Source organism: Pseudomonas sp. LBUM1663 (assembly GCF_059695905.1).
The window spans coordinates 3,139,877-3,155,304 of record NZ_CP166792.1 but is presented as its reverse complement, the minus strand read 5'-3'; the positions used below and the strand labels follow the sequence as shown (position 1 = coordinate 3,155,304).

10 protein-coding genes and 1 tRNA gene are annotated in these 15,428 nt (G+C 59.3%); 7 read left to right on the top strand and 4 right to left on the bottom strand.

Going from position 1 to position 15,428, the window contains the following annotated elements; translation table 11 throughout:
• Positions 1–163 precede the first annotated feature (163 nt).
• Complete coding sequence (locus tag ACA075_RS14420; protein ID WP_497299052.1) at positions 164–2,632, top strand: DUF3141 domain-containing protein; 2,469 nt, start codon at positions 164–166, stop codon at positions 2,630–2,632.
• A 195-nt stretch (positions 2,633–2,827) separates the two neighbouring features.
• Here ACA075_RS14420 and ACA075_RS14415 read toward each other — a convergent pair whose 3' ends face one another.
• Positions 2,828–3,865 (bottom strand): AraC family transcriptional regulator, encoded by a 1,038-nt coding sequence (locus ACA075_RS14415; protein WP_497299051.1) that lies wholly within the window; start codon positions 3,863–3,865, stop codon positions 2,828–2,830.
• Positions 3,866–4,147: 282 nt separating this feature from the next.
• Between ACA075_RS14415 and phbB the strand changes: the two genes are divergently transcribed.
• From phbB to ACA075_RS14385, 6 genes are all read left to right on the top strand, one after another.
• Positions 4,148–4,894, top strand: coding sequence for an acetoacetyl-CoA reductase (phbB, locus tag ACA075_RS14410; protein WP_140668638.1), 747 nt, complete (start codon positions 4,148–4,150; stop codon positions 4,892–4,894).
• A 57-nt stretch (positions 4,895–4,951) separates the two neighbouring features.
• A complete protein-coding gene (locus ACA075_RS14405; protein WP_497299050.1) occupies positions 4,952–6,130 on the top strand; it encodes an acetyl-CoA C-acetyltransferase in 1,179 nt (392 codons plus the stop codon).
• Between the two features lie 102 nt (positions 6,131–6,232).
• Complete coding sequence (phaC, locus tag ACA075_RS14400) at positions 6,233–7,936, top strand: class I poly(R)-hydroxyalkanoic acid synthase (RefSeq protein WP_497299049.1); 1,704 nt, start codon at positions 6,233–6,235, stop codon at positions 7,934–7,936.
• Between the two features lie 144 nt (positions 7,937–8,080).
• Positions 8,081–8,734, top strand: a complete 654-nt coding sequence (locus ACA075_RS14395; RefSeq protein WP_497299048.1) for a hydrolase — start codon at positions 8,081–8,083, stop codon at positions 8,732–8,734.
• A gap of 65 nt (positions 8,735–8,799) precedes the next feature.
• Complete coding sequence (locus ACA075_RS14390) at positions 8,800–10,122, top strand: OprD family porin (RefSeq protein ID WP_497299047.1); 1,323 nt, start codon at positions 8,800–8,802, stop codon at positions 10,120–10,122.
• A 144-nt stretch (positions 10,123–10,266) separates the two neighbouring features.
• A complete protein-coding gene (locus ACA075_RS14385) occupies positions 10,267–11,970 on the top strand; it encodes a BAR domain-containing protein (RefSeq protein WP_497299046.1) in 1,704 nt (567 codons plus the stop codon).
• Positions 11,971–11,999: 29 nt separating this feature from the next.
• On the opposite strand, the gene ACA075_RS14380 is transcribed toward ACA075_RS14385, so the two are convergent.
• From ACA075_RS14380 to selA, 3 genes are all read right to left on the bottom strand, one after another.
• Positions 12,000–12,095: transfer RNA gene (locus tag ACA075_RS14380), tRNA-Sec, on the bottom strand.
• Between the two features lie 6 nt (positions 12,096–12,101).
• Positions 12,102–14,009: a selenocysteine-specific translation elongation factor gene (gene selB, locus ACA075_RS14375; RefSeq protein WP_497299261.1), complete on the bottom strand. Its 1,908-nt coding sequence runs from the start codon at positions 14,007–14,009 to the stop codon at positions 12,102–12,104.
• Positions 14,006–15,427: an L-seryl-tRNA(Sec) selenium transferase gene (selA, locus tag ACA075_RS14370; protein ID WP_497299045.1), complete on the bottom strand. Its 1,422-nt coding sequence runs from the start codon at positions 15,425–15,427 to the stop codon at positions 14,006–14,008. The genes selB and selA overlap by 4 nt, the downstream gene beginning before the upstream one ends.
• Position 15,428 lies beyond the last annotated feature (1 nt).

Sequence of the window (15,428 nt, the reverse complement as noted above, 5' to 3'; positions counted from 1 at the left end):
ATATTGCAGCGCACAAAACTATTTAGCAACGGCTATTTTGTGCGGCGCACAATAAAGTTCGCTTCCTTGACCGCTATTCCCTATACACTCGTGAAAATCGAACGGCCGGCTTGGCTTCTATTAGCCATGGCGACGTTCCCACGCATGGCGTCAGGAGTTCACGATGGGTCAGGAAGAAAATATTGCGCTGCAAGATGAGGGGCTTTCGACTCCGTCCGGTTTGTTCGAGCACCTGAACCATCTGCAGCGCCTCAACACCCGCAACGTTCTCGACGCCGTGCAACAGCGCCAGGCCAAAACCTACGCAGCTTCAAGCCTTGAACAGCTCAGACAGCCGACCGCCGCTGACTGGCAGGACTACTTCACCGACCTTGGCCAACGCAGCGTGCTGTTCTGGGACACCTTGCGTCAGCGCGGCGACAACACCCTGGCCCACGAACGCGCCGGGTATCCGCTGCTGCTCAAGTTCAATCATGAAACCCTGATTGCCGGTGAAGACCTGCCGCGCCCGGTCAACTACTCGCTGCTGCAGATCCTTGCGGGCCCCGGGCAACAGCTCGACAGCAAAAAACAACCGGTGATCATCATTGACCCGCGCGGCGGCCACGGCTCGGGGATCGGCGGTTTCAAACAGGATTCGGTCATCGGTGAAAGCTTGCGCGCCGGCCACCCGACCTATTTCATCTCGTTCAGCCATTCGCCACGCCCGGGGCAAACCCTGGCGGACATCGTTGAAGCCCAGGCGCAATTTATCGAAGAGGTCAGCTCGCGACATCCCGCCAGCGCCAAACCCGTGGTCATCGGTAACTGCCAGGCCGGCTGGGCCTTGATGGGCCTCGCGGCGACCCGCCCGGAGTTGCCGGGACTGATTATCGTCAATGGCGCGCCGCTGTCGTACTGGGCCGGCGTCAATGGCCGCAATCCGATGCGCTACACCGGCGGTTTGCTGGGCGGCGGCTGGATGGCACGCCTGGGCAGCGACCTGGGTAACGATCGGTTCGACGGCACCTGGCTGGTGAGCAATTTCGAAAGCCTCGACCCGGCCAACGCCTTGTGGGGCAAGTACTACCACTTGTTCAGCGAAGTCGACAGCGAGGCCCCGCGCTTCCTGGATTTCGAACGCTGGTGGGGCAGCCCGACTCTGCTCAATGGCGAAGAAATCGAGATGATTGTCGACGACCTGTTCATCGGCAACCAGCTGTCCGGCGGCCTCGGGCGCAAAAGCAGCGGACTCGACCTCAAACGCATCGAAGTGCCAGTGGTGGTGTTCTGCTCCTATGGCGACAACATCACCTCGCCGCAACAGGCGCTGGACTGGATCACCGACGTCTATCCCAGCGACCTCGCCCTGCAAAATGCCGGGCGCACCATCGTTTACCTGCGGCACGCGAGCATCGGTCATCTGGGCATCTTCGTGTCCGGTGAAGTGGCGCGGCGTGAGCACCGTGAGTTGCTGGGCGCCGTCGAAGCAATCAACGAACTGCCGGGCGGGCTCTATGAAATGCTCATCGAGGACCTGCCGGACCATTCGCCAACGCCCTATGCCGTGCGTTTTGAGCGACGACGTATCGCCGACATCCACGGTGAGGTGCAGCCGCCCCGTGACGACGACCGCGAATTCGCGCTGGTCGAGCGTGCCTCTGATTTCAACAACACGCTTTACGACGGATTTGTACGGCCGTGGTTGCGTCAGTTGATCAACGAACCCACCGCCGAACTGATGCGCAAGGCCCACCCGTTCCATCAGCAACAAGTGATGTGGAACAGTTTGAACCCGGCGCTCTGGTGGCTGGCAGGCAGCGCCGCCCAGGTGAGCAAGGATCGACACCCGGCAAGCCCATCCAATCCATTGCTGGCTTGGCAGGCATTGTTTTCCAACCAGATACAGGATGCCTTGAACGGCTATCGGGACCTGCGTGATGCCGCTCAGGAAATGAGTTTTTACGGCGTGTATGGCGCGCTCATCAGCCTCACCGGCAATGCACCGGCACGCAATCTCCAGGCGCACGCCGAGCAGCACGATAAAGTCCTGATCGAACGCCTTCAGGACGCCCTGCCCCTCGGCGGCTTGATGGAAGCCTTGATCCGGATCCTGTTCCTGCTGGGCCGCGACAGCGACGAGCCGGGCAAGCAAAGCGTCGAGAAACTGATCCTGCAATTGCAAGTGCTGCTGCAGGGTTACAGTGTCGAGCCACTGGACCTGCGCGAAACCCTGCGCCTGCAAAAACTGCTGGTCGCCACCCACCCGCAGGAAAGCCTGCACAGCTTGCCCCTGATGCTGACCGAGGTCGAAGAACGCCAACAAGTGCTGGCGGCCGTTGCCAATTTGCTGCCGGAGTTGCTGACCAGCGGCGCAGACAACCCGTTCTGGTGTGAGCTGCACACACTGCTCGATGTGCCGCTGCCGGGTTTCAGCCTGACTCAACCTCCGGGTGAAGCCGATGTTGTCGAGGAGAAAGCCCCGGCGATAACCCCGGCGCCGATCAAGCGGAAAACTCCGGTGGTCGTAACAGAGCCTGTTAAACAAAAGGCCCCGGTGGTCGTCTCTGAACCGATTGCTCCGGTAACGCCGACCAAAACGCGCAAACCGACCAAGGGCAAAAAAGCCGCGAAGAAACCTCCTGCACCGTGATGAGCAACCTGTGGGAGCGAGCCTATGTGTGTGGCGAGGGAGCTTGCTCCCGCTGGGTCGCGAAGCGGCCCCAAAAGCTATGCGACTGCTTCGCAGCCGAGCGGGAGCAAGCTCCCTCGCCACAAAAGCCCGCTCCACAGGGAATTCGTTGCTCACAACATATTGGAGCAGGCTCAAGCTCTGAAGAGCACCGCATCACACCGGCGCGGCTTCCTCGATCTCAAAAGATTCATCGGACCGGTACTGCCCCGGTGTCATGCCAAACCAGCGGCTACAGGCTTTGTTGAAACTGCTGTGGTCATGAAAACCAAGGAGATAGGCGACATGCTTCATGTTGAAGTGAGAATGGCGCAGGTAGAAATCGGCCAGTTGTCGGCGTACCGCATTCAGCACGTCCTTGAATTGCGTCCCTTCTTTTTCCAGCGCCCGTTGCAGCGTTCGCTTGCTGATGTTCAAGGCTGCCGCAATCGACTCCATGTCGCATTGCCCCTGCCCTTGACTCAGGCGCTGGGTAATCAGCGCGCGAATCCGCCCGACAATGCAAAAACCAAACAGCAGGTCCAGTTGCGCCTCGGCAAAACTGTCATGCAGCACCGCCAACGCTTCATTGGCCATGCTCAACGGCCGCAACAGCTCCTGTCCGTCGAACAAAATACTGTCGTAAGGCGCGTCGAATTGCAGATTGGGCCCAAACAGGCGCCGATGCTCGGAGATGTCTTCGGGCTCGGGATAGGTGAATTCTACGCTCAAGGGATGCGGTGCGTCGCCGCCCAACAACTTGCGGGAGAAACTCAGCAATGACGCCAGCGCGGCATCGGTGTACTGGCGCGGTTTGACCGAACCATGCTGTTGATGGTCGAGGCTGGACAAGCGGTAATGTTGCTGTTCGGCGGTAAAGAAAAGGCTGAACCCGGTGCCGATCAACGGACTGAAACGGACCAGGCGTTCAAGGGCCTTTTTCAGATTCAGGCTGGACATCATGGTGTAGCCGATGATCTGAAAGCTGCCGGGGTGGAAACTGCCATAGGCCCTCAAGCCAATGTCTGGGTCGCCCGAGGCCTCAGCGGCGAGTTCCCATAGTCGATAAATGGTCTTTCGCTCGCAAAACGCTCCTGGTTGGTCCGCGAGATTAACGTCTAGTCCAGCCTCCCGGCACAGACTGGCAACATCCAGTCCTTGAGCCGAGAGCGTATTTACCAGCACGCTGGCATAGCCTGAACTCATTCTATACATGGCGTCCTCAATGACCTGTGGAACCGAACATCCTGTCCGGAGCCATAACTGATCTGCGATGAATCAAAGATTAACGGGTGGTTCAGTTGCCAATATTGATCCCAGTATAGGTAATCCTCATTTTTAGCCACTGTTCCTGACCATTCGTCGCCCGGATGCAACTAAACCGGACATGGCACCTTTGGACACCAGCCCGTCACCTCCCAACACTTCCGCATCCCCCGCCAATACCGAACAATCCCCCCCATCTTGCAGCGCAAAACAAATAAAGGAACGAAGCTTATGAAGTCGCTTGGTCGTATTGCGTTGGTCACGGGTGGTATGGGTGGGATTGGCACGGCGATCAGCCAGCGCCTGTACAAGGAAGGATTCAAAGTCATCGTCGGTTGCAGCGCTGATTCCGCGCGCAAGAACGACTGGATTGCCGGTCAACTCGCGGCGGGTTATCAGTTCGAATGCATCTACGGCGACATCACCGATTGGGAGTCGACGCGCAAGGCATTCGAGATGGCACGGGAACAATTCGGCCCGGTCGATGTGCTGGTCAACAACGCCGGCATCACTCGTGATGCCTCCTTTCGCAAGCTGACGCACGAAGACTGGAACGCGGTCATCGGCACCAACCTGACAGGTTTGTTCAACACCACCAAGCAGGTGATTGAAGGGATGTTGGCCAAAGGTTGGGGACGGGTGATCAATATCTCCTCGATCAACGGTCAACGCGGCCAGTTCGGCCAGACCAACTACAGCGCGGCCAAGGCCGGCATCCACGGCTTCACCATGGCTCTGGCGCGGGAAGTGTCCGGCAAGGGCGTGACTGTCAACACCGTCTCCCCGGGTTACATCCAGACCAGCATGACCGCGGCCATCCGCCCGGACATCCTCGACACCATGATCGCGGCCACCCCCGTCGGGCGCCTCGGCCAACCTGAAGAAATCGCCTCGATCGTTGCCTGGCTGGCCTCCGATGAATCGGGCTACAGCACCGGCGCCGACTTCTCGGTGAACGGCGGCATGAACATGCAGTAGACCGATCAGGGCAAGGACGCCCTGCTCCCGCTCGACAAAATCTTAATGAGGTCACGCATGAACGAAGTCGTAATCGTTGCCGCTACTCGTACCGCCATAGGCAGTTTTCAAGGTGCCTTGTCTGCGATTCCAGCCACAGAGCTGGGTGCCGCGGTGATCCGCCGTCTGCTGGAGGAAACCGGCCTGGACGGCACGCAGATCGATGAAGTGATCCTCGGCCAAGTGCTCACCGCAGGCTCGGGGCAAAACCCGGCACGCCAGACGGCAATCAAGGCCGGCCTGCCGTTTAGCACCCCGGCCCTGACCCTGAACAAGGTCTGCGGTTCAGGCCTCAAGGCTGTGCAACTGGCCGTTCAGGCGATCCGTTGCGGCGACGCCGAACTGGTGATTGCCGGCGGTCAGGAAAACATGAGCCTGGCCCCTTATGTGCTGCCCAAGGTACGCACCGGTTTGCGTCTGGGTCATGCGCAATTGCAAGACAGCGTGATTCAGGACGGTTTGTGGGACGCCTTCAACGACTACCACATGGGCATCACCGCTGAGAATCTGGCCAAGCAGTACAGCCTCAGCCGCGAAGATCAGGACGTCTTCGCCGCCACCTCGCAACAGAAAGCCGCCGCCGCCATCGAAGCGGGCTACTTCAAGGGTCAAATCACCCCGATCCTGATTTCTCAGCGCAAGGGCGATCCACTGGTGTTCGATACGGATGAGCAACCGCGCCCGGGCGGCACGCTGCAAGCGTTGAGCAACCTTAAACCGGCGTTCCAGAAAGACGGCAGCGTGACCGCCGGCAACTCGTCGACCCTCAACGATGGTGCCGCCGTGTTGCTGCTGGCCAGCGCCGCCAAGGCCCAGGCCCTCGGCTTGCCGGTGCTGGCGCGCATCAAGGCTTACGCCAGCGCGGGCGTGGACCCGTCGATCATGGGCATCGGCCCGGTGCCGGCCACCCGTCTGGTGCTGGAGAAAGCCGGCTGGAGCCTGGACGACCTCGACCTGATCGAAGCCAACGAAGCGTTCGCCGCGCAATCACTGGCTGTCGGCAAGGAACTGGGTTGGGACACTGCCAAGGTCAACGTCAACGGTGGCGCGATTGCGCTGGGGCATCCGATCGGCGCGTCGGGCGCGCGGATTCTGGTGTCGTTGGTGCACGAGCTGATTCGCCGTGACGGCAAAAAAGGCCTGGCCACGTTGTGCATCGGTGGCGGCCAAGGTGTCAGCCTGGTCATCGAACGATAAAAATAAGAAACACAGGACTGCTTGCTTGACTGCTGACGCGGTGCCGAATTCCGGCACCGCGGTTTTTTTCTGCCCGGTTTTCCGATGTGGGCAAGGAGTTCCATGGACAATAACGCGCACACTTTCAACACCTTCTGGTCCGGGCAGGTCCCGTTCATTGCCTCCTTTGCAGTGCAACAATTACGCCTGTGGGTCAGCACCAATCCTTGGTTCACCGGCCAGGAATACGAGAAGTGGTTCGACCTGCCACGCACCACCCTGGAAAGTTTGCAAACCGAGTATCAAACCCAATGGGGTGATCTGGGCCAGCGCCTGCTGACCGGCCAACCGTTCTCCTTTGAAGATCGGCGTTTTGCCAGCGGCAACTGGAGCACGCCACTGTTCGGCTCCCTCGCCGCGTTCTACCTGCTCAATGCCGGTTTTCTGCTGAAGCTGCTCGATAAACTGCCGATCAAAGACAAGAAACCCCGCCAGCGTCTGCTGTACCTCGTGGAGCAAGCGATTGCCGCCGGGGCGCCCAGCAACTTTCTGGCGAGCAACCCCGATGCCTTGCAACGCGTCGTCGACACCCAGGGCGGCAGCCTGTTCACCGGCCTGTTGCACCTGGCCAGCGACCTGCAGGAAGGCAAGATGCGCCAGTGCGACAGCGGCGCCTTCACCGTCGGCGTCGACCTGGCCAATACGCCCGGCGAGGTGGTGTTCGAGAACGAACTGTTCCAACTGATTCAGTACTACCCACAAAGTGAAACCCAGTACCGGCGCCCGGTGTTCATCGTCCCGCCGTCGATCAACAAGTACTACATCCTCGACCTGCGCCCGGACAACTCGATGGTTCGCCATCTGTTGCAACAAGGCCACCCGGTGTTCCTGATGTCGTGGCGCAACTTCGATCAGGCGCACGCCGGCACCACCTGGGATGACCTGATCGAAACCGGCATCATCAAAGGCCTGCAAGTGACCCGCGAGATCAGCGGCGAGCAACGCCCCAACTGCGTAGGCTTCTGCATCGGCGGCACGCTGTTGAGTTCGGCGCTGGCCGTGCTGGCGGCGCGCGGCGACAAGGACATCGGCAGCGTGAGCCTGCTGACCACCTTCCTCGATTACCTCGACACCGGCCCTATCGACATCTTCGTCGACGAGCAACTGGTGGCCTACCGCGAGCGCACCATCGGCGGCCTGGACGGCCCCATCGGCCTGTTCAAGGGCGAGGACATGGGCAACACCTTCTCACTGCTGCGCCCGAATGATTTGTGGTGGAACTACAACGTCGACAAATACCTCAAGGGCCAGAAGCCGATTCCCCTGGACCTGCTGTTCTGGAACAACGACAGCACCAACCTTCCGGGGCCGATGTACTGCTGGTATTTGCGTCACACCTACCTGCAGAACGACTTGAAATCCGGTGAGCTGGACTGTTGCGGGGTCAAACTCGACCTGCGCGCCATTGATGCGCCGGCGTACATCCTCGCCACCCACGACGATCACATCGTGCCGTGGCGCAGCGCTTATGCCAGCACCCAACTGCTCTCCGGGACCAAGCGCTTTGTGCTGGGGGCCTCGGGGCATATCGCCGGGGTGATCAACCCGCCAGCCAGGGAAAAACGCCATTACTGGACCAACAATCGGGTTTCGAAGGAGCCCGACACCTGGTTCATGAATGCCCAGGAGCATGCCGGTAGCTGGTGGAATGACTGGTTCGTCTGGCTGGCAGATCAGTCCGGCGAGCGCCAGCCTTCCGTGCTGCACACCGGCAACGCGCAATACCCGGCGCTGGAATCGGCGCCCGGGCATTATGTGATGCAATGACAGACGGCCCCGCGCACTGACCGGTATTGCGCGGGGCCGTTCTTCGCGCGGCCTCGCAAAAACCCAAACACAGCACATCGCTTCAATATTCCCGCCTGAATCTGCGCAACCATGGTCTCCTCACTCACCCGTAAGGACCTCGCCATGGCCATCGCCAAAGCTGTACCCGGCAAAACCCTGCTGACCCCGACCGACCACACCCTGATCATGATCGATCACCAGTCGCAGATGTCCTTTGCGACCAAGTCGATCGACGCCGTCACCCTGCGCAACAACGCCGCCCTCGTGGCCAAGGCTGCGCGGGGCTTCAAGGTCTCGACCATCCTGACCACCGTAGCGGAGAAGAGCTTTTCCGGGCCGATCTTCGACGAAATCAAGTCGGTGTTCCCGGAACACAACGTCATCGACCGCACCAGCATGAACACGTGGGAAGACGAGCGCATCGCGGTCGAAGTCAACACGTTCGGCAAACAGAAAATCGTCCTCGCCGGCCTGTGGACCTCGGTGTGCATCGTCGGCCCGGCGCTGTCGGCCATCGACCAGGGTTTCGAGGTCTACGTGATTGCCGATGCCTGTGGCGACGTCAGCACCGAGGCCCATGAAATGGCCATGCAGCGCATGATCCAGATCGGCGCCCGCCCAATGACCTCGCTGCAATACCTGCTCGAACTGCAACGCGATTGGGCGCGTACCGACACCTACGATGAAACCGTGAAAACCTCGATTGCCAACGGTGGTTCCTACGGTCTTGGCCTGATCTACGCCAAAACCATGTTCGGTGCCTCGGAAGGCCATTAAGTGGTATTTCTCTAAAAGCGAGCGACTGCGCACTTTGCGCAGTCGCTGCTGCATGGTGATTGACGATGAAGTTTGGCAAGCAAGACCTTCGCACCGGGTTGCCCTTTTGGTTGTCGGTGCTGTTCGCCGGGACAGCCTGGGCGGATGAACCCGCACAAGGTTTTCTGGACGGCGCAACGTTTGACGTGCTCAGCCGCAACTTCTACCTCAACAGCGACTACCGGTCCCCTTCGTCGACAGGTAAAAGCTATAAAGCAGAATGGGCTCAAGGCTTTATCAGCGCTTTTGAATCCGGATTCACACCCGGCACGCTCGGCTTTGGCCTCGACGCCCACGCCTTTCTGGGACTGAAGCTGGATGGCGGCAAGGGACATTCCGGGACCGGATTGCTGCCCGTGAATGATGACGGCCGTAGTGAAGACAACTATTCCAGTGGCGGTGGCGCACTGAAAATCAGAGCCTCCCGAACCACCTTGGCCTACGGCGAAATGATGGTGGAAACCCCGGTGTTCGACACCGCAGACAAACGCCTGCAACCGGAATACGCCACAGGTTTTCTGTTGAATAGCCGCGAAATCGATGACGTGAATCTGCTGGCCGGGCATTTCACCGCGTTCAAAAACCAGGACAGTTCTTCGAGCAAAGGCAACTTCTACGGCTACGGCGCCAACACCGAAGCCGGCGGCATCACGTTTCTGGGCGCTGACTTGTTCACCCAACGCCCCGTCGGCGGCGCGCTCTATGCCTCAGAACTCACCGACACCTGGCATCAGTACTACGCCAACTTGCACCTGAAGCAGCCCGGGGTGTTCCTCGACGCCAATCTCTACCACACGCAAGACACCGGCAAAGCGCTGGCCGGCCCCATCGACAACACTGCGTTCAGCCTGTCGGGCAAGTACACCGTCGCGGCGCATGCCTTCACCCTGGCCTATCAAAAAATCAATGGCGACACGCCGTTCGATTTTGTCGGCGGCGACTCGATCTACCTCGCCAACTCAATCAAGTACGCCGACTTCAACGGCGCCCACGAACGCTCATGGCAGGCACGCTACGACCTCGATTTGAGCACCTTCGGCATACCCGGCCTGAACTTCATGACGCGTTACGTCACGGGCAGCCAGATCGACGGCACCCATGCGCCCAAGGGTGGCGCCTACAACCCTTTTGATGCGTCCATCGGCGAATACGTGCCGCAACAAGGCGATGGCGGCCGGCATTGGGAGCGCGACATCGACCTGCACTACATCGTGCAATCCGGCGCGGCCAAGGGGTTATCGCTGCAACTGTCCCATGTGTCGCATCGGGCCAATGCGGCGCAGGCAGGCGATGATATTGACCGGGTTTATGTGGTCATTCAGTACCCGCTGAGCTTCGGGCCTCTCTGAACGGGAAATGGCGGAAGGCAGCCGGAGTCGAACCTGCCCGGGAACCGGAGGGATGCACATATTGATGCAGGGGCTCCATCCGATCACGCCAATCCGATAAAGTGACCGCTCACTTGAACAGTCAACGACGGAAAATCGTACGGTATGGATACAGTCTCCCCCACTGCGCTCGTATTGCTGGAAAAAATTCACAGAACGCTGCTAAGGTTTTCGGAAAATTCCAAGTTAAAACATGAGGAAGCTGCAGCCAGAATCAAAAAGCTCCCGCACAAAAGAAAAACCACAGTCAACGAAGAGGTTGATCGGATTATCTCAGCAGCCCGTAAATCACTTGAAGCAGCCGAATCTAAACTTTCAAAAGTAAAAGATGATAATACGTTCGCTATTTTTCGTGCGGCTTATCGAGAAGCAAAGAGCGACGTTGAAACAGCAGAAAAAAAACTCGATGAATGCCAATCCCGCACAAAAAATGCAGCCTGGCTTAATGCTTACAGCATAAGAATTGAAGAACACAACAGGAACGTTGAAGACATACATGACGAAAAGAACGCATTAACAGAAATTCTCCGCAGCCAAGCTTTAGCTGAAGCCAACGCGGGGCTACTTCGGAAGGCGCTCATTCCAATCGATGATAATGTTCGCCGTCACGGCTGGCGTAAAACTGACTCGCACTCTATTTTGGCTTCGGTTCTTAAAGCCTTAAGCCATGGCAATATTGAAGACGCTCTTAATTCTACCAAATCAATCATCTTTCAAATGATGCCATCTCTTGAGCGCATTCAGATATGGCAAGATGAAAGTGATGCCATTTACAATGAGGCGCGCGCTATTGGCGGTACTGGAATTACTGCAACAGCCAACTTCGGGGGGATTATTTCCGATTCGACCAGCCTTGCATTACCTTGCCTCTCGGTAGAAGCCGCAGATATTGTGCAATTGGATTCAGACTTATCAGACCGCTGGTTTAACCTAATCCATCAGTTGACTGAACCGGACAATATTGCACATTGGGTACTCTGGGCGATCTACTGGGCAAGCTTCCGGTCGTCCCAAGATTTTGTTAAGGACAACGCAGATACCGATTTCAACGAAGAAAGCTGCACAGGTGAGTTTCTCAAAACGATTCGAAATGAGGCCAAGCTATGGGCAGGGCCAAGAATTGATCAAATGGGTTATCCAACAGTTAAATCCATTTTTGGCACGCTTGGCTTGGGCAGTACCAAGGGCGAAAGCAGGACCGGGGCGGACTTTGGAATCATCATCGACATCAACGTAGGGGGGCTAGTTGTTCGCAAGGTTGCGCTCCTGCAAAGCAAGGTCAGCTATAACGGCTGTGCCAACATAGGAAGTAATCGTACCGGCCCACAGGATCTGACCCAGCTTGAAAAGCTGAGTGATCCGGAAAGGGATTTTTATGTCTTTTATCATCGTCGCGTGCGTCAATCCTCTTGCCCCGGCCCTACTGTATCGCGGGTAAGAGATTTGATTTTTGACTGTACTGATCGTGCGGCACAAAAAGTAGAAGTGCGCACCAGAGACTATGGGTTCGATTGGTCCTGTTTCATTGCTTTTGGAATGTGTAACCCTTCCAGTGGAATCGGCAAATCCCTTTTGCCGGGAGAGGACGCGTTAAGTGTGCTGTCATCAAATTATCGAGATGTATTACCTTCGAAGCTCTTGATCGTGACTGCTGGTGGTGGTGATTACAGCTATGCACTTGAGCAGCAAATAAAAGATTACTACGCAGAACATGGGACTAGCTATCCGGATGGTCGGGTAGATGCGTCGTTCGATCCTGACGATGAAGATTCGCCAAGCAGCAATTGGTCACCGCCGTCGATGTCTTGATCAGTGACCAAACCTAGAACCCCGTAAAATGGCGGAAGGCAGCCGGAGTCGAACCTGCCCGGGAACGGATGCCGTCCCCAACCGGGTTTGAAGCCCGGCCGCGCCACCGGGCGCGATTGCCTTCCTTGAAGTCAGTTGTCTTTGCTTTGGGCCAGGGCATTGTCTTGACGCAGATGGCGCTTGTCGCCAAAGCGTCGGGTCAGGCCCAGCCGGTCGAAGTATTCGAGGATCTGGATGCTGCGCTTGCGCCCCAGGCCCACGGCATCGCGAAACGCCGTGACCTGAATCACCGGGTTCTGCGCGCCCAGTTGCACAAGCATAGCCGCCAATCGGCGGAGGGTTGCGTCGGGGTAGAACAGGTCGCGGACGACTTGATGCACCAACCCCAACCTCGCCATTTTGCGCAGCAGCAGGCGCACCGCCACTTCGTCATGGCCAAGATCGCGCACCCAAGGCGCATTGAACCCGGCTTGTTCAAACAACGGCTGCAGTTGTTGCCATAGGGCTTCATCGCCTTCGTTCAGGCGCACCTGATGCTCGGGCAGATGCAGCCACGGCCCGCTGGCAAGCAGAGCACCGCTGGCCAGCAGTTCGTCGAGCAGGCTGATGAACGTCGGACGGTCCAACGCAGTACCGGTGAAGCGCCGCAAGCGATCCCGGTCGGGGCCCATCTGGTCCGGCTCGATTTGGTGAAAGCGTGCCAGATGCTCCAACAACGGCGTTTTCAGGGACTCCCAACGGTCAGCGCTGAACAACAACAGTCCTTGGCGTGTATCGATCAAACGCACATCGGCGGGCAGCACCCAGGTGTCACGCGGCCGGTTGAACTGACGCTCCAGGCGCTGTGGATCGAGCCCTGTTTCGCTGTTCAGCAATAGCGCAGGCAGGACGTCTTCCAGATCTTTACGGGCGGCGAGTGAATGGAGCTGCGCCAATCGCTCGGGACTGCGACGGTGTCGGGTCGGCGCAAACGGGTCGAGCACCCGGCCACCGCCGAGAGTCCGTTGGGCGCTCTGGTCTCGCAGAATCAATGGATCGCCCTTCACCGCCTGCACCGGCGCATTCAGCAGGATCTGCGCGAACATCCGCTCACCCGGCGCAACGCTGGAACCTTCCAGCAGCGCCACTCGCCCCGTGACGTCCTGCGTCCCGGAATGAACATGCACCGGTTGAAAATGCACGAACGCCCTGGCTTCGCTGGCCAGCAACCGCATGTCGATGTCCAGGCGCTGCGTCGGTGCATACAGCCACTCGGACACCAGCCAGTGCCCACGGTGAATCTGCTCCAGTGCCAAGCGCTCGGCACTCAGGTTCAGCGCGACTCGCTGACCTGCAACCCCGATCTCTGCGGCCTGGTTTTGCGCATGCAAGCCGCGCACGCGCACGGTTTTGCCCAGCGGACCGAGCATCAGCGTATCGCCCACGGCAACCTGCCCGGACAGCGCCGTGCCGGTCACCACAATACCGGCGCCGGCGACGCTGAAGGCACGATCGATCGCCAGACGAAAACCGCCACGGGTGCTGCGTTGGAGCACATCCCGCTGCGCATCCAGCAAGGCCTGACGCAGTGTCTCGATACCCTCCCCGGTCACGCTCGACAGCGCAATCTGCGGCGCGCTTGCATACGGTCCGGGCGCGAGCAAGCTTTCGATTTGTTCGTGCACCACCTGCACCCGGCCCGGATCGACCCGGTCGCATTTGCTGATCGCCACCAAGGCCCGAGGAATACCCAGCAGTTCGACGATTGCCAGATGTTCGCGGGTCTGGGGCATGACGCCGTCATCCGCAGCGACCACCAGCAACACCAGATCGATACCCTGGGCCCCGGCCAGCATGTTGTGGGTGAAGCGTTCATGACCGGGCACGTCGATAAAACCGGTCAATGCAGCGCCCGGTTCCAGCGCTGCGTAGAGATAACCGAGGTCGATGGTCATGCCACGCTCGCGTTCTTCGCGCCGACGGTCGCCGGCCTGGCCGGTCAATGCCTGGAGCAACGCCGTCTTGCCGTGGTCGATGTGCCCGGCGGTGCCGACGATCACCCCGGCACCTGCAATTGATCGAGTTGCGCCAGCCACGCGGTTTCGTCATCCAGTTGGCGCAAATCCAGCCACAGCGCGTCGTCGTCAATTCGGCCCAGCACTGGAATGGTCAGCTGACGGAGCGCTGCCTCCAGCCCGAGCAATTGCCGTCCACGCAGGCGCTTGGACACATTGGGCCGCAGGCATAACGCCGCGCTCGGCAAACGAGCCACCGGTTGGCTGCCGCTGCCGATCATCCCCAGCGCCGCCACCGCGCTGACATTCCAGCCATCGCCCACGGCCTGCGCCAATGACGGTTGCAAGCGTTCCGACTGGGCAAGGATATCGGCTTGCGGTCGGGTCAGCAGGCGCAGACTCGGCAGCCGTTCGGCCAGCCGATCAGGATTGCGGTACAAACCCAACACCGCTTCCAACGCCGCCAATGTCAGCTTGTCGACCCGCAACGCACGCTTGAGCGGGTTCTTTTTGATCTTCGCGATCAGGTCTTTGCGGCCGACGATCAACCCGGCCTGGGGACCGCCCAGTAACTTGTCGCCGCTGAAGGTGACGATGTCCGCGCCATCGACCAATGCCTGGCGCACCGTGGGTTCGGCGGGCAAACCCCAACGGGTCAGGTCCAGCAAACTGCCGCTGCCAAGGTCTTCGAGCAGTGGCAGCCCGTGTTTGTGCGCCAGTTCAGCCAACTCGGCCGTCGGCACTCGAGCGGTGAAGCCTTCAATGGCGTAATTGCTCGCATGCACCCGCATCACCAGACCACTGCGCGGGCCAATCGCTGCCTCGTAATCCCGTGCATGGGTACGGTTGGTGGTGCCGACTTCGTGCAGTTTGACTCCGGCCCGGGCCATGATGTCGGGAATGCGGAAGGCGCCGCCAATTTCGATCAGCTCGCCCCGGGAAATGATCCCTTCCTTGCGTGCGCCCAGGCTGTTGAGCGTCAGCAGCACAGCGGCAGCATTGTTATTGACCACAGTCACGGCTTCGGCGCCGGTCAGCTCACGGATCAGGCCTTCGATCAGGTCGTCACGGTCGCCGCGTTTGCCGCTTTGCAGGTCGAATTCCAGATTAAGCGGGTAGCGGGCGGCCATTTGCACGGCTTCGATGGCTTCGTCCGGCAACAACGCGCGACCGAGGTTGGTGTGCAGCACCGTGCCGGTGAGGTTGAACACCCGGCGCACGTGGCTGCGATGCTGCAGGGCCAAGCGCTCGCCCGCTCTGCCGGCCAACACTTCGGGGGTGATTTCAACGGCGTCGAGTTGGCTCAAAAGCACCGGTTCGCGCAGGTCATCCAGCAACTGCCGCAGAGTGGCCAGCAGCGCGTCACGCCCATAGCGCTCGGCCAAAGGCAGGCACGCCGGATGGCGCAGCAAACTGTCGATGGAAGGCAGCCGCAAGGCTGGGCTGGCGGATCTGGCAGGCATC

Coding starts and splice junctions, on each gene's coding strand:
- ACA075_RS14420 (WP_497299052.1), top strand. CDS start 164: ATGGGTCAGGAAGAAAATATTGCGCTGCAAGATGAGGGGCTTTCGACT.
- ACA075_RS14415 (WP_497299051.1), bottom strand. CDS start 3,865: ATGTATAGAATGAGTTCAGGCTATGCCAGCGTGCTGGTAAATACGCTC.
- phbB (WP_140668638.1), top strand. CDS start 4,148: ATGAAGTCGCTTGGTCGTATTGCGTTGGTCACGGGTGGTATGGGTGGG.
- ACA075_RS14405 (WP_497299050.1), top strand. CDS start 4,952: ATGAACGAAGTCGTAATCGTTGCCGCTACTCGTACCGCCATAGGCAGT.
- phaC (WP_497299049.1), top strand. CDS start 6,233: ATGGACAATAACGCGCACACTTTCAACACCTTCTGGTCCGGGCAGGTC.
- ACA075_RS14395 (WP_497299048.1), top strand. CDS start 8,081: ATGGCCATCGCCAAAGCTGTACCCGGCAAAACCCTGCTGACCCCGACC.
- ACA075_RS14390 (WP_497299047.1), top strand. CDS start 8,800: ATGAAGTTTGGCAAGCAAGACCTTCGCACCGGGTTGCCCTTTTGGTTG.
- ACA075_RS14385 (WP_497299046.1), top strand. CDS start 10,267: ATGGATACAGTCTCCCCCACTGCGCTCGTATTGCTGGAAAAAATTCAC.
- selA (WP_497299045.1), bottom strand. CDS start 15,427: ATGCCTGCCAGATCCGCCAGCCCAGCCTTGCGGCTGCCTTCCATCGAC.